Origin of the sequence: Novosphingobium profundi, assembly GCF_018491765.1 — a bacterium.
Classification (GTDB): domain Bacteria; phylum Pseudomonadota; class Alphaproteobacteria; order Sphingomonadales; family Sphingomonadaceae; genus Novosphingobium; species Novosphingobium profundi.
Map to the genome: position 1 here is coordinate 287,476 of NZ_JABWCU010000007.1, position 15,300 is coordinate 302,775.

The window sequence follows — 15,300 nt, forward strand, 5'->3', positions numbered from 1 at the left end:
ATCGATCCGAATAAAATCGATCAAACTTTTCTAAATAATTGAAATACAGGAAGGCCCTTCGGATCGGCTAGCGAAAGGGCCTCCTCCGGTCAGACGGCCCAGCAGCCGCAGCCGAGCGCGCCCCAGAATGACTGGACGTCGGCGGCCGGGATATTGGCCCCGAGCGCGGCGGCGTGGTCATGGCCATGCACGCCGCAGCCACTGGCGCACCCGCAGGCCGAGGCCAGCTTCTGCTTCGCCTCGGGGGTCTGGTAGTATCCACCGAAGGTCGCGACGGGCGACCAGTCGGGCATAGCGCGCGGAAGTTCGGGGGCAAGCGGCGCAAAGTCGCCCTCGCCGTGGACCACCTTGCCACCAAGGATCGTCAGCACCGAACGGATGTGGACGATGTCGTGCGCGGGAACTTCGAAATAATCGTCCGAGAGCAGCGCGAGGTCGGCCAGTTGCCCGGCCTTGATCTGCCCCTTCTTGCCCACTTCGTTCGAAAACCAGGTGTTCTCGTGCGTCCACATTGCGAGCGCCTTTTCACGGCTGACGCGGTTGTCGCCGCGGTAGAGCGAAAGACCGCCCACGGTGCGCCCGGTAACCAGCCACGAGAGCGAGACCCAGGGGTTGTAGCTGGCGACGCGCGTCGCATCAGTACCCGCGCCCACCGGGATGCCGGCGGCGATCATGCGCGCGATCGGCGGGGTCCGCTCGGCGGCTTTCGCGCCATAGCGTTCGACGAAGTATTCGCCCTGATAGGCCATGCGGTGCTGCACCGCGATGCCCCCGCCCAGCGCGGCAATGCGATCGATGTTGCGGTCCGAAATCGTCTCGGCGTGGTCGAAGAACCAGTTGATGCCCTCGAGCGGGATGTCGCGGTTGACCTTCTCGTAGACGTCGAGCGCGCGGCCGATGGTTTCATCGTAAGTCGCGTGAAGGCGCCAGGGCCAGCGGTTCTCGGCCAGAAGGCGGATGACGGGCTCGAGATCGCCCTCCATCTCGGGCGCCATGTCCGGGCGGGGCTGGCGGAAATCCTCGAAGTCGGCGGCGGAATAGACCAGCATCTCGCCCGCGCCGTTGTGGCGGTAGGTGTCGTCACCCTGGCCCGGCTTCACCTGCTTGGCCCAACCGGTAAAGTCGGCGAGTTCCTCCTTGGGCTTCTGGGTGAACAGGTTGTAGCTGATGCGCACCGTCAGCTGGTCGTCGGCGTGCAGCTTCTCGATGATCTCGTAGTCGTCGGGATAGTTCTGCGCGCCTCCGCCTGCATCGATGACGCCGGTCACGCCGAGCGCGTTGACCTCGCGCATGAAGTGGCGGGTGGAATTGAGCTGGTATTCGGGCGGCAGCTTGGGCCCCTTGGCGAGTGTCGAATAGAGGATCGTCGCATTGGGATGCGCCAGCAACAGACCAGTGGGATTGCCCTGCGCATCGCGTACGATCTCGCCGCCCGGCGGGTTCGGGGTATCCTTGGTGTAGCCCACCACGCGCAGCGCGGCCGCGTTGAGCAGGGCACGGTCATAAAGGTGCAGGATGAACACCGGGGTTTCGGGCGCGACGGCGTTCAGTTCCTCGATCGTGGGCAGGCGTTTTTCTGCAAACTGGTGTTCGGTGAAGCCCCCGACCACGCGCACCCACTGCGGCGCGGGGGTGTTGTCGACCTGCCTCTTGAGCATCGCCATCGCTTCGGAAAGGCTGGTCACGCCGTCCCAGCGCAGCTCCATGTTGAAATTCAACCCGCCGCGGATGATGTGCATGTGGCTGTCGATCAGGCCCGGGATCAGGCGATGGCCCTTCGCGTCGATCACCGTGGCATCAGGTCCGGCGGCCTCGCGTGCTTCCTGTTCGCTGCCCACGGTCAGAAACGTGCCGTCGCGGATGACCACGGCTTGCGCGATCGGGTTCTCGCGATCGAGGGTCGTGACCTTGGCGTTGATGATGATCGTGTCGTTGGCCATGGCAGTTATGTCCTTGGTGCGACCCGCTCGGGCCGTGAGAGGTGTTGGCAGCAGAGACGTGGCCGCCGCTCCCAGCAGGGTTTGGCGGCGGGTTATCATGCGTCGCGCGTGTCGTGCGTGTCACCCGGAAGCCGCCCGAGCACGTGGTCGCGGCATTCGGTCATGACGAACTGAGCAACATCGTCCTTCGTCATGATCCGCTGCGCCAGCGGAATGATCTGTTCGCCAAGCAGGATGCCGAGCAGACCGGCCAGCGCAATCATCGGAGGGGCGGGCGAACGTACGCCAAGGAGGCTGTACACAACGCCGACCAGCAACCCGGCAGCAATCGAGAGTAGGTAGGCTTTCATGTCTGGTCTCCTCGGTGCACGTTGCTCGCTCTGGGTGTCCCTTGGTCCAGGCGATCCGTGGTCAGTCCACAAAGATGGCAAGCGGCGGGACGATGCCGTCGGGATCAGGCCTTCACGAAGGCCAGCAGGTCCGGGTTGACGATCTCCGCGTTCACGGTGAGCATGCCGTGTGAGAGGCCTTCGTAGATCTTGAGCGTGGCGTCCGGCAGGATTTCGGCCTGCAGCACACCGGCGTTCTTGTAGGGTACAACCTGATCGTCATCGCCATGCAGGACGAGGGTGGGCACGCTCATCGCTTTCAGATCGGCGGTCTGGTCGGTTTCCGAAAAGGCCTTGATGCCTTCGTAATGCGCCTTGGCGCTGCCCATCATGCCCTGGCGCCACCAGTTGGCGATCACGCCCTCGATGGGTTCGATACCTTCACGATTGAAGCCGTAGAAGGGACCGGCAGGCACGTCGCGGAAGAACTGAGCGCGGTTTGCCGCAAGCCCTGCGCGAAAACCGTCGAAGACCTCGATCGGAAGACCGCCCGGATAAGCCTCGGTCTTGAGCATGATCGGCGGGACCGCCGCCACCAGAACGGCCTTGGCGACGCGGCCCTGCGGGATGCCGTAGCGCGCCACGTAGGCCGCCACTTCGCCGCCACCGGTCGAATGGCCGATATGGACTGCATTGCGCAGGTCGAGGTGCTCCATGACGGCCGCCGCATCGGCGGCGTAATGGTCCATGTCGTGACCATCACTCACTTGCGCCGAGCGGCCGTGGCCACGCCGGTCATGGGCGACGACGCGATACCCTTCGCTCAGGAAGAACAGCATCTGTGCATCCCAGTCGTCCGACGAGAGCGGCCAGCCGTGGTGGAAGACTATGGGCTGGGCGTCCTTTGGACCCCAGTCCTTGAAGAAGATTTCGACGCCGTCCTTGGTGGTTACATAAGCCATTGTGCTGTTCCTTCGAGCCGAAGAGGAAGTGGGGTCGCCAGCTAGGGAGGGGGGGCTAGGCGCTGGCGACCCCGAGGGTGGCGGTCAGTGACCGCCTTCGGAAGCCCCGAACATCGTCTTGGCGTACTTGATGCCAAGACCGTATGCGCCGCCCCACTTGGCCGCGATGCCGGTGGTGCTGTCGTAGGTTTCGGTCCGGGCCCAGTCGCGCTGCAGTTCGAGAAGGTACTGGAGCGAGGTCATCGGCACGGCGCCAAGCTGGATCATGCGCTCGACCGCGCGCTCGTGCGCTTCAGTGGAAATATCGCCGCAGGCATCGGTGATCACATAGGCCTCGAAGCCCTGGTCGATCGCGGAGGCCACCGGCCCGACGATGCAAACCGAGGTCCACAGGCCGGCAAAGACTATGCGCTTCTGGCCAATGCGGTTGATCTCGGCGATGACCGCCTCGTCTTCCCATGTATTCATCGATGTGCGATCGAGCAGTTCCTGCCCCGGGAAGGCATCGGTGATCTCGTCGAACATCGGGCCCGAGAAGCTCTTCTCGGCAACGGTGGTGAGGATGGTCGGCACGTCGAACGACTTGGCGCCGCGCGAAATCAGCGCCGCGTTATTGCGCAGGAGTTCAGGCGCAATCGACTTGGTCGCAAAGCTCATCTGCGACTGGAAGTCGATCAGGACCAGCGTGTGATTGCTCGGCGAGATCAGGGATTTGCCAGGGGTTGCAGTAGCGGTGATGGTCATGGCTGTTCCTTGCGTGTTGGGCGCTGTGCGCTTCCGGTGACGCCACGATATGCGGAGCGGATATTCCGATCCATCCGCATAAAATTATCAATGACGTTCCAGAAAATAGAAAAGTCTACCGAAGGTCGGGAGCCATGTCCCAGGTATCACCCAAGCCCCATGCTCCCGACGGGCAGCAGAATAGGCACTGCGATCGGCAGCGTCTTGCATGGGAGTGATGGCTTTGTGACGTTCCGGACGCGAACCCGTCCGGGCTCCCGTCGTGACTAGATCTCGATCAGCCCGCGGCTGATGGCAATGGTCACCGCGTGCGTGCGATCGGCGGCCTCGAGCTTCGCGAAGATCGACTTCATGTGCCCCTTGACCGTTTCTTCCGAAAGAGTCAGCGCGTTTGCAATCTGGCGATTGGACTTGCCCCTGGAAGCCAGCGTCAGGACTTCGGTTTCACGCTCGCTCAAAGGTTCGTCCAGAACATGGGTGGCGATTGCCGTGGCAACGGCGGCATCCAGGTGCTTGCCGCCGAGATGAACCGAACGGATCGCATCAAGCAGCTGCTTACGAAGTGTGGCCTTGAGCAGATAGCCTACCGCTCCCGCCCGCAACGCCTTGATTGCACGCGCATCACCGGAGTACGTCGTAAGAACGATGATACGGGCTTGCGGATCGTTCGCCCGAATCGCACTGATCGCTTCGAGCCCCTGGATTTCCGCCATCTGAAGGTCCATCAGGACAACATCGGGACGGACCCGGGCATACGCATCGATCGCTGCGGCGCCATCGTCGGCTTCACCCACGACAACCATGTCCTCCTGCGTGGCGAGCACGGCTCGAACGCCTTCGCGAAGCAGGACGTGGTCATCCACCAGGAGTATGCGAATCGGCGCTGACTGCTTTGTCCGAAGGTGGTTGGAGTGAGAACCGATTGGCATATGCTCGACCTAAATGCGGCGCGCAGATAAGTCCATCGCGGACCTGAAGCTCAGTTCGTCCAATCGGCCAGTTCCTGGCGCATGGCCTCTCGTGCGATTCCTGCGGGAACATCGTGGTCATCGACGACCCATTCAAGAATTGCGCACCGCATGATCGCGGGATGATCATCGATCGCCCGCAGCATCCCCGCCATGACTTCGCGGGCGACGCGCGCAATTAGCTCAGGGGATTGATCTGATAAGGGCAGCTTGACCATGTAGCCCACATCGCAGCTCCCAAGCTTCAAGGCCGAACGCATCGCCATTTCACCAAGGACGCCCATGCCGCGCGGGTCGAGCTTCGCCAACTCACCCATCCCGATAGCGAGAAGCGAGCAGGCCAGGAAAGGAGGCGGCAGCCGATCGAGCACCAACGTCTCGCCAAATTGCCCGAGGAAAAGACCGCCCTCCCGCAACTGAACCAGAGTACGTTGGAGCGCAGTATCCAGTCTTGCCGTAATATCATCCGCAGGATCAGGAGCGGCCGGCATGCCCACGATCAGCAATTCGACGTCGGTCAGCAGCGCGTCGACTGGGCGGGCTGTGAAGCGTACTGCGCGATAGGTCCCGATCACACCCGATCCACTCTCATCCATACGCTCTCTTCCCTCGCCGAAGCTCTGCATCGACCGGGGTGGCCTGCGCGCCTCAACAAGGAGAAAGATAACTGCGCCATTTTGCGAGGTCGCGAATGAGGCTGACGCAAGTTGGACAGAACTGCGCCATAGTGGTCGCAATGCCGGTTCAGCCGTCAGCCCTGGATGGAGCGGGCAAGCCGCCGGTCCGGCACCAGCCACAGGGCGATGACAAGGATATAAAGCGATAGCGCGATCCAGCGGCTCACGAAGCTCAACGGCACCGCGAGGGCATAGATGGCTAGCGTTCCCCAGCCCTTCGCATCCATGCCGATGGCCTGTGCGAGCATCGACTGGGCACCATTGCACGCGATTATGGCCCTTTCGAGCAGGAAAAAGCCGATGGCGGCTCCGCCGAGCACAATCCCGTAGGCCGCCGTTGCGCCGACCGAATAGGAACTTGCATCGAGCCAACGGATCACGAACGGTACGAGGCTCAGCCAGAACAGGAGAAAATGGTTCGCCCAAAGCACTTTGCCATCAATGCGCGGAGCAAGCTGGAAGAGATGGTGATGGTTGTTCCAATAAAGCCCGACGTTGATGAAGCTCAGGCTGTAGGCAACGAGTAATGGCAGTGCCTGGGCAAGATCGGTTAGCGAGCCGCCGCCCGGCACGTGCAATTCGAGCACCATGATGGTGATCACGATCGCGATCACCCCATCTGTCAGCGCCTCCAGCCTGCGCGCGTTCATGTCAGCGCTCCGAACGCTTGGTCCTGCGCGCCCTCGCTTTGCCAACATCGCCGCCAAACCAGCGGCGTAGCGCCGACCATGCGCTTGAACAGCCGCGTCAGATGGGCCTGATCTGCGAGGCCGCACGCACTGGCGATTTGCGAAAGGGTGTCGTTCGTTTCCAGCATCATGAGCTGTGCGCGCCGCACCCTCTGCCGCATGATGTAGTTGTGAGGCGTCTCGCCGATCGTTATCTTGAATGCACGAAAGAAGTGCCCGGTGCTGAGGTTGGCTTGGCCGGCGAGGTCTTCTGCCTTGATATTCGCCGCAAGGTTCATGTCGATATACTGGACGACTTTGCGCGCCTGCCAGGCGGCCAGTCCTCCAATCGGCGGGGGCTGGTGCGCGGGCCATGCGCGGATCATCGGCGGGCCGGAGGCAATCCTGGTGCAAGCGAGGCGGATCAAGGACCCGACCTGCTCGATATACTCCCAGGCGATTTGAGGATCGTCGTGCAAGGTTTGTTGCGCTTCGACGAGCAAGGCCAGCATCCGCGGTGCATCGGCTCGCAGCGTTGTGTCTCGACTTGCAGCTTTCGACGAAGCGGGCGACGGCAGCGCAAGCGCACCCGGCTCCGGATCGGAACGTTCCTGTGCCCTTGGGGCGAGACGGGGGCGCAGCGATTGAAACATGGTGGCACGATATTGCTCTGCAGCAATTGGGTTAAGCCCCGATAGGGGGGCGGGATGTGCCCTCCAAAGAGGCTTGCGCGACGCTCCACTCGCCCCGATAGACACAAGTTGGTCCACTTGCCGGGCACGGCTAATTCGAGGCTTGGCATCGGTGTCTTCTCCAAACGTCTCCCTCGTGTCCGTTGGCCGGAGCGTCCTTCTAGGACTTCTCCTGCTGTTTATCGCATCGCCGGGGTGGTCTCTTGATCCCGATCGTAACGTGGACCAGTTGCATCATACCGGGTGGACCTTGCGGGACGGCGCGCCGGGCAATATCCGCGCCCTGGCACAAGGACCGGACGGCTTCCTCTGGCTGGGGACATCGACGGGCCTCTATCGCTTCGATGGCGTCCATTTCGAGCGGATCAGGCCCGATCAGGAGGATCGTGGGCGTTCGCTCCAGGTCACCGCCTTGCTGGCTGCGCGCAATGGCGAGATCTGGGTCGGCTATGACTTCGGGGGCATCGGGATCTATCGCGAGGGTCACCTGCGTGACGCCAATCCCTGGCCGCCCGAAGGCGGGGTGGCGGCGATCGTGCAAGCTCGCGACGGATCGATCTGGGTAGCCAGCGAAGTGCGCGGGGCCATGCAACTCGCGCGCCGCAAGGCAGGCCGCTGGACGCGCTTCGACAGCAGCCGAGGCTTGGTCGACGGCCTCATGGGGCCGGTCCTGGCGACCCGCGAGGGCCTGATCTACGCCGCGTTGCCACCGTCGCTGCTCCACGTCGAGCTCGGCGGATCGCGCCTGGTGCGCACCGCCGAGACGGTAGAGAGCTTTGCCGCGCTGGCGCAGGATCACGATGGAACAATCTGGCTTGCCGATGACGCAGGGCTGCGCCGGTTGGACGGCAAAGGCGCCTTGGCAAGGCTGGGGCATGTCGGCACGCCGTATATAACGCGGCACATGCTGATCGACCGCGATGGTGGCATCTGGATCACAGGGCAGGACAACGGCCTGGTCCGCTATCGGAAACGGAAGGGTCGGCTTACCGGTGAAACGCCCCATGCCATGACTTCAAAGCTTTCCTTGTCGGCTCTGGAGGATCGCGAAGGAAATGTCTGGGTCGGAACGGCCACCGGGCTGGACCGCTTCGCGCCGGCAACGATGATGGCCGCCAAAGGGGCACCAGAACCCGTCACCGGGTTCGTCAGCGACCCAAGATCACCCTATGTCTTTTTCGCCGGAACGGCCGGTGTCTATCGTATCAGCCATCGTGATGGCGTGCCGCATCTGGTGTTTGCCCAGCGGGATATCGGGGTCTTGTGCGGCAGTCCGGAGCGTATGCTGGCAATCAGCCTGGAAGGTGCGACCCTGCTCGAACTGGACCGCGGTGGAACGGTCAAGAAGCTTCGGAAAATTGCAGGGCCGCTGTCAGTCAGCTGCGCCCAGGACAAAAACGGGACCTTCTGGACGGGCATGGACCGGCTGTACCGGGTTGGTGAGAACCGGTTGATCGAAGCCGGGCCTCCGGGCGGGACCATAACCCTGTTGCGGGCCGATCCCAAGGGAGGGCTGTTGGCCGCGCGCAGTCGCACCGGACTGCTCATACGCGATGCACGTGGCACACGACTTCGGGTGCCGGGCAAGGTGTTGACGATCGGCACGATCACCACACTGACACCGGCTCGCGAGGGACTGCTTCTCGGCGGGCAAAAGGGACTGGCTCTTGTCGCGAACGGTACGATCGCGCAGTTGTCTGAACGAATGTACCCCTTTCTCGCCGGACTGACCGGTGTGCTTCAGACGGGCGATGGATGGACCTGGATGATTGGCGCCACGGGGGTCGTGCGCGTGAAGGACGAGGCACTTGCCAAGGCCTTCCGCAAGCCCGGCACCCCGATCGCCTTCCAGAGCATTGGCCAGGAAAGCGATTATCGGGCCCGTTCGAACGTCTTTGAATCGAACGACATTGCCCGCGACGCAAGTGGAACGCTCTGGTTCGTGACCGACAGGGGAATTGGTTGGGTCGAACCCTCGCGTCTTGTCCGCAATCGCATCGTACCGCCCGTATCGATCCTGTCGCTGAACGCCGACGGCCGCGGCTATCCGCTTTCGGGTACGGAGCCGGTGCGCCTGCCTCCCAACATCGGCAGGGTCGAGATCCGGTATACGGCACTCAGCCTGACCGACGCGGCGACAAACCAGTTCCGATATCGTCTCGCCGGGGGCGATGGGACCTGGTACGATGCAGGAATGGGGCGGCAGGCGCTGTTCACGAACCTTGGCCCCGGACGTTATGAATTACAGGTTATCGCGGCCAACAATGCAGGCGTGTGGAATAGCGAAGGGGCACGGCTTAGTTTCGAGGTCGCGCCGGCGTTTTACCAGTCAAGCTGGTTTCTCATCTGCTGCGCAGTCCTCGTCATGGCGGCGATCTGGCTCTTCTACCGCAGACGACTGGCGATCATCACCGAGCGTGCGCGCAGCCGTGTGGAGGTGCAGTTAGCCGAACGCGAGCGCATCGCCCGGGAACTGCACGATACCTTGCTTCAGGGCTTCCAGGGCCTGATGCTTCGGTTCCAGGCCGTCGTCGAACTGCTGCCACGGGGCGACAAGGCGCGCGCGGAAATGGAGAGCGCGCTGGACCGGGCGGACAGCGTACTTCTGGAAAGCCGCGAACGTGTCCATTCCATGCGCCAGGACCTGCTGCCGGTGGAATTGGCCGAGCGTCTCTCCAGACTGGCCGATGACATCCTTCCGTCAACGATCGCGTGGGATCTCGAAACGACCGGCCTCGCCCGCCTGATCTGCGCGCCTGTGGCCGATGAAGTCATCATCATCATGCGCGAAGCCCTGAGCAATACGGTGCGCCATGCCCAGGCGAGCCATGTCGCTTTGCGTATTCGCTATAGCTCGGACGAAGTCATCGTTTCCATTGGTGACGATGGCAAAGGCTTGCCTCGCACTGTTCTCGAGGCCGGGGCAAGAGAGGGTCACTATGGTCTGGTTGGAATGCGAGAACGCGCGCGAAAGCTCTCCGGGGCCCTGGATATCTCGACTAGCGGACAGGGTGGAACGGCAATCACATTCGCCATCCCGGCGGACATTGCTTATAGAACCTTGTGATCTCCCAGCAGGTCCTGCTTTCACGGCAAGTCAATCAGCAACACTTCGCAGTCGGTATCCGCTTCAAGCGCCAAGAGCTGTTCCTGCGTCAGGGCTGCCCCATCACCCATTCGAAGTTCCGTGCCATTCAAGCCGATGATGCCGCTAATGACTTGCACCCAATAGCCGCGCTGCGGGTCGAGCGAGCGGGTGAGGCTTGTGCCTTCATCAAGGCATGCCAGTTCCAGAACTGCGTCTTGATGGATCGATAAGGAACCCTCCCGCCCGTCTTCGCTGACCAGGACGCCAAAGCGGTTGTGTCGCGCTCGCGGATCGAAGCTGCGCTGCTCGTAGGACGGCGCAAGACCTGCCTTCGAAGGGTGAATCCATATTTGCAGAATATGGGTGCGGCTGTCCGCCGAGGGATTGCGTTCGCTATGCCTCACGCCTGTGCCCGCGCTCATGCGCTGCACTTCGCCTGCACGAATCCGTGTTTCATTGCCCAGATCGTCGCGGTGGCGAACAGTACCTTCCAGCACCAGGGTTATGATTTCCATATCCTGGTGGGCATGTTCGGCAAAGCCGCCTCCGGGAATGATACGCTCCTCGTTGAGAACCCTAAGCGCACGAAAGCCCATGTTCTTCGGGTCGATATAATCGCCGAAAGAGAAGCTGTGGCGTGCGTCGACTTCGGCGCCTGAATGACGGCCACGAGCGCCTCTGTCGCGAAAGGTTATCATAATGTGTCTCCAAGAGGCCGCCGGAACCGGCCGCCGCGCATCACTTTCGTAGCCCCGTCCAGGTCTTGCGATCAGACCGATAATTTCGCCGAGCGAATTCCACGAAGTTGAACAGTCGCGACTTCAACCGCCCTCCCCCTCTCAGCAAATAATTGCCTCACAAGGCAAAACCGGTCGGTCTGCTCCCTGACGCGTCAAACCGACCCACGAACGACCAACAAAGGCGCTTGGCGGGCTTGGCACGAACCCGACCTAGCTGGCGCGATGACCTAACCGCCAGACAAGGAGGCGGGTGAACGGTTCGGGATCGTCTAAGCGGAATGCGACACGCACGAACGGACTTCGCTTTTTCAGGAGCGAACGTCGAGGCAAAGAACGATCCAACCGCAGCATGATGTTCGGCTAGGCGAGCAGCGCCGCGTTGAGGGTGTCCGCGTCGCGTACCTCTTCGCCAGTAAAGCGCCCTTCAACGGCAGCAATGGCCTCGAGCGGAACGAGTTGGTCGATCAGGAACCCGACCCGCACGCGCACTCCTTCAGGAGTCAGAAGCACGGGGCTAAACCGGAAAGACTTGATAAGGCCTACCAAGTACACGAACCCCACGTCACTCACGATGAACATGACGACCGTGGCGGTGCGGCTCCAGTGTCCGAGCAGTAGATGATAGGCCGCGATCTCGATCGCCGACAAGATCAGTAGCGTCGCGCACATCGGCGTCAGGTGCTTGTGATAGGTGAAGGCGCGGGTATTTGCTGGCACATCGGCGGAGCCTCCCCAGCGAAACAGCGCCATGTGGATTACGGCTATCTCTGCTACGGCCAATCGGGCCAGCGCCGGCGGAATGAATTCCGACGCGGCCGACACCAACCGCTCCTTGCGATCGACGTCTTCCCTGTTCATCGCCCGGCTTGCCCGGGCTGTGCCCCACGCCACATGGCCCAAAATAACGGTCGCCATCGTGACTGCGAGGATCGGCATTTCGAGGAGCGCGCGCCGTAGTGGCGAAGGCAAAGCCAGCCCGACGGTAAAACTCGCTCCAGCCAGCACACCGAGAACGGCGCTCCACTCCGGCTTCCCGGACGATCGGGCGACGAGCGACAGCATCAGCGCGTCCGTAACAACCCAAAGGAACAAGAGCAGCCCCGCAATCGGATAAGCAGCCGCCATTGGCGTTCGTACCGCTATCCCAGCCAGCGTAACGATAATGAAGGGCGCAATCTTCGCGGCGACCTGTCGGCGATCAGAAGTTCCGCTGGCCTGGGCTGTCATACACTCCCTTTCCGCCTGCAAGAACGACCGATGTTGATCTGACGCAGGAACAGCCATGATTATGCGCCGGCTGCAGAGGCATCGCCAGCGTTACCGTCTTCTCAAACGTCATTGCCGTTCAATTCTGAGACGACCTCTTCTGCTCTGGTTTGACCATACTTTTCGAGAAAAGAGATGTTGGTGACGACAAAAGGTGCTTTCCGGAATGGCGAGTTTCGAGAGCGTGCCTTCGGACACTGAGCGACCGACAAGGGCGCGTGGCGGAATTTCGGCAGACGCCCCGTTGCGGTCATCGGATTGGTTAGGCATTTAGACGTCGATGCGCAGACGACAGCCCGACCGCTATGATTACCTTTTTCAAATTGTCAGCGTCTTCCTGACATTTGCAGCCTTAGCTTTTTCGAGGGGTCAAGGCTGGTCTTGGCCACTTTCGATCACGTTCCTAATCGTCATTTCAATACCCGTTGGCCTTGGTCTCGCTTGGTTAAAGCACCAACTACAAAAGCGGAGGCGCTAAGGCAGCTTGCCACCCATCTTCACCGTCGACCGCTCAGGTCTGCGCGGGAGACCGGACCGGCAGGTTTCTGGAGCGTCAAATCTGCCCTTGAGCGACCGACTAGGGCGCCATGCGGGCAGGCAACATACGTACCCCACTGCGGTCGTTGCGATGTTTCGCGCCGTGATGCACATTGTCGCCATGAATGCTGAGAACACGGCCCTACTTAAGGCGCTCGCTTGGATGTGCGAGCAATATATCTCCAAGGACGGGATGGTCGATCACTCCTGTATCTCAGCCGGAGAGCAAGCCGTCGAACAATTAGTCAAATATGGCCTGCTGGAACCGAGCCCTCGAGGGGGGCGCTGGACTGAAGCTGGGCGCGCCTTACTGGACTAACGTCCGTTCGTTGACACTTTCCGTCGGCCACGAATCGGGCTGGCAATGATAACCGGCCGGTCCGCTCCCAGATGCGCCAGATTAGCCCTCGATCGACCGGCAAGGGCGCCTGGCGGCCACTCCCGCCGCCGATGCATAGAGGCCCTTCTGCGCCCGACCCATTCCAGACATTCAACGAATCCACCAGCGAACTCAAAAGCGGCCGCTCGCCAAGAGCCACGGAGAGCAGTTTCAGCGCAGCTCGCGCGGCTCGCCATTTCGATAACGTGATAGAAAGTCTTGAAGATGCGCGCGCGGGTGTGGGGCTGATCGAGTGGATGCAGGCTCGGGCGCGATGACCACACTTCTTGGGCTCCTATCGCCTCTATGGACCAACGCTACGCCTTGAAAGCGTGCGGAAATTACAATTGGAAGGTCGCAAGGCCTTGAAAAGCAAGGTTAGCGTTTTCTAATCGAGCGGATGACCTTTTTACTCGCAAAAACTATCCGCCCCATTGGCTGCCTGGCGCTTGCGGTGACTGCCCCGTCGACTGTGCAGGCTCAGGCATCATCTGCGCCTTTACATTCGCAGGGCGAACCGAATGTCGTCGTCCTGACCGACTACCGCAATATCGGCGAGGCCGACCTGTGCCGGCTTGAAGGGCGAGCACTCTTCACAGGCACTTTAGAGCTGCGCCATCGCGACGGCAGGCTCATTCGCCGCCTTGCCTGCGCCAACGGTCTCAAGGATGGAATTGACCGGCAGTTTTATACCAGCGGCACGCTGCGTATGGAGCGCAATTGGAAAGCCGGTGCGCTCGACGGGCTCTACCGCCACTGGACCGAGGACGGCGTGCTCAAGGAGCAGTGGACCTACGGCCCCGATGGGCTCGAAGGCAGGTATTACGTCTATCATCCCAATGGCGTGCAGGCTGCCTTCGCCAACTACAAGAATGGCAAGCGCGACGGACCCTACGCCGATTTCGACAAGGAGGGGGAACTTAAGGAGAGTGGCTCCTACGTTGATGGTAGGGCAGATGGCGAAGTGATCGAGCGCACAATGCACGGCGGTCTCGCCTATCGGCATTTCGATCACGGAAGGCGTGTCGGGCTTCAAACCTTGTGGAGCAAAGATGGCGAGATTCTGAGGCTTACACGCTACACGAGCGAAGGCCAGTTCGTACGCGAGCGGACCTGGAACACCAAGGGTGAGCTGATCCGCGAGTATACACCCGTCATGCTTCCCGGTTATGGACCTGGGCTCAAGATGGTCGAGCAGGACGGCTGTGCGGTCCACACCACCATACAGAGCGGCACCAGCGATCCCGCGAAGCTCGCGATGATGAACTATTCCTCCGCACCCGGCCTTTACAAGCTGGAGACCATCACGTGCGAAGGCGAAGTCCTCGAGAGGGTAGAGGCGTTCGACCACAAGCTGCTGGCCGAACCGATCCACAACGGAAACGCGTGGGACTGCTCTCCGTCCTGACACAATCTTCAAACTGGCGTTCCGAAGCGAAACCGACCCTTGGCCGCCGTTCAGCCGCCAATTCGGGCTCCCCAGGAGCAGACCGGCAGTTTTTCCATCCCAGACACCCAGGACGGGCCGTTTGCGGAATGGCGGCTCAAGACCTAGGAATGGCAGATAGCTGCCTTTCGCCTTCAGGTGTGGCGCATCACCGACAAACAAGATTTTCTGCCGCTCGGCACACGCCCCCTAGCGGACACCGCTCCACCACGGCAAAAGGTAGTATGATCTCCTTTCGCCTCCCTTGGTATAGCCTGACTGTTGGAGCCGTCATATTAATCGGTGCCAGCTTCCTGCCGGTTTCAAGTGCCATCAAGTGGCCTATTATACTTGCTGGAAGCCTTCTCTTGATAGATGGCGGCCTCGGTCTGCGCACATTGCCGAGCCTCGTTCCGTTCGCGAGCTTTCCCGAGGATTGGCAACAGATTGAGCGCGAGATGTACTTCGGTCCGATCGGGAAAGTACGTTGGGGACTCATCGCCTGCGCCTGTATTTGCCTCGCTCTCTTTGTGCTGACCCTTCCCGGCGGCGATTGGCAAATTTGGGCCGTGCTAGCCTTGATGTTGGCGTCAGTAATCGGGTGGGTGATAGCGGCTCTCAGGGCAATTCGAGAGGTGCTCGGGAATGACTGATAACCACCCATCCCAGTAACTGGCGTTGGTTCGCGCCGCCTGAAACCGGTTTGACGGCTTCACAACGCTAAATTTGGCGATGAGCCATGCGGAATGGCAATCAGGGGTGGTTAGCGGACAAAGCCACTGCACTCGCGGGTCAGTCTAATCCGGTGCCGGACGCAGTTAGCTATTGTTCGGGTTATCCGGATTTGAAGCTCGCCGTTGCCATAGGCCGTACGCGAACCAAAC

The 15,300-nt window shown here is 61.3% G+C and carries 13 protein-coding genes; 3 read left to right on the forward strand and 10 right to left on the reverse strand.

Annotated elements, in window-relative coordinates; translation table 11 throughout:
• Positions 1 to 89: 89 nt before the first annotated feature.
• From HT136_RS09770 to HT136_RS09805, 8 genes are all read right to left on the reverse strand, one after another.
• Positions 90 to 1,940, reverse strand: a complete 1,851-nt coding sequence (locus tag HT136_RS09770) for an amidohydrolase (protein ID WP_214199559.1) — start codon at positions 1,938 to 1,940, stop codon at positions 90 to 92.
• Positions 1,941 to 2,035: 95 nt separating this feature from the next.
• On the reverse strand, positions 2,036 to 2,290 hold the full coding sequence (locus HT136_RS09775) for a DUF1427 family protein (RefSeq protein ID WP_214199560.1): 255 nt from the start codon (positions 2,288 to 2,290) through the stop codon (positions 2,036 to 2,038).
• Positions 2,291 to 2,394: 104 nt separating this feature from the next.
• Positions 2,395 to 3,231, reverse strand: coding sequence for an alpha/beta fold hydrolase (locus tag HT136_RS09780; protein ID WP_214199561.1), 837 nt, complete (start codon positions 3,229 to 3,231; stop codon positions 2,395 to 2,397).
• Positions 3,232 to 3,315: 84 nt separating this feature from the next.
• Positions 3,316 to 3,975 (reverse strand): hydrolase, encoded by a 660-nt coding sequence (locus HT136_RS09785; RefSeq protein ID WP_214199562.1) that lies wholly within the window; start codon positions 3,973 to 3,975, stop codon positions 3,316 to 3,318.
• Between the two features lie 266 nt (positions 3,976 to 4,241).
• Positions 4,242 to 4,904, reverse strand: a complete 663-nt coding sequence (locus tag HT136_RS09790) for a response regulator (protein WP_214199563.1) — start codon at positions 4,902 to 4,904, stop codon at positions 4,242 to 4,244.
• Between the two features lie 50 nt (positions 4,905 to 4,954).
• Positions 4,955 to 5,569 (reverse strand): macro domain-containing protein, encoded by a 615-nt coding sequence (locus HT136_RS09795; protein ID WP_214199564.1) that lies wholly within the window; start codon positions 5,567 to 5,569, stop codon positions 4,955 to 4,957.
• A gap of 125 nt (positions 5,570 to 5,694) precedes the next feature.
• Positions 5,695 to 6,270, reverse strand: coding sequence for a TMEM175 family protein (locus tag HT136_RS09800; protein ID WP_214199565.1), 576 nt, complete (start codon positions 6,268 to 6,270; stop codon positions 5,695 to 5,697).
• Entirely contained in the window at positions 6,267 to 6,941 is a 675-nt protein-coding gene (locus HT136_RS09805; RefSeq protein ID WP_246543522.1) for a helix-turn-helix domain-containing protein, read from the reverse strand. Before HT136_RS09805 ends, HT136_RS09800 begins: the two co-directional genes overlap by 4 nt.
• A gap of 259 nt (positions 6,942 to 7,200) precedes the next feature.
• Between HT136_RS09805 and HT136_RS09810 the strand changes: the two genes are divergently transcribed.
• Positions 7,201 to 10,047, forward strand: a complete 2,847-nt coding sequence (locus HT136_RS09810; protein ID WP_214199566.1) for a sensor histidine kinase — start codon at positions 7,201 to 7,203, stop codon at positions 10,045 to 10,047.
• A 20-nt stretch (positions 10,048 to 10,067) separates the two neighbouring features.
• Here the strand turns inward: HT136_RS09810 and HT136_RS09815 are convergent, their stop codons facing one another.
• Complete coding sequence (locus tag HT136_RS09815) at positions 10,068 to 10,766, reverse strand: pirin family protein (RefSeq protein WP_214199567.1); 699 nt, start codon at positions 10,764 to 10,766, stop codon at positions 10,068 to 10,070.
• 402 nt (positions 10,767 to 11,168) lie between these two features.
• Positions 11,169 to 12,035 (reverse strand): hypothetical protein, encoded by an 867-nt coding sequence (locus HT136_RS09820; RefSeq protein WP_214199568.1) that lies wholly within the window; start codon positions 12,033 to 12,035, stop codon positions 11,169 to 11,171.
• Positions 12,036 to 13,390: 1,355 nt separating this feature from the next.
• On the opposite strand from HT136_RS09820, the gene HT136_RS09825 reads away from it, so the two are divergent.
• Positions 13,391 to 14,398, forward strand: a complete 1,008-nt coding sequence (locus HT136_RS09825) for a toxin-antitoxin system YwqK family antitoxin (RefSeq protein ID WP_214199569.1) — start codon at positions 13,391 to 13,393, stop codon at positions 14,396 to 14,398.
• A 263-nt stretch (positions 14,399 to 14,661) separates the two neighbouring features.
• Complete coding sequence (locus HT136_RS09830; protein WP_214199570.1) at positions 14,662 to 15,069, forward strand: hypothetical protein; 408 nt, start codon at positions 14,662 to 14,664, stop codon at positions 15,067 to 15,069.
• Positions 15,070 to 15,300 lie beyond the last annotated feature (231 nt).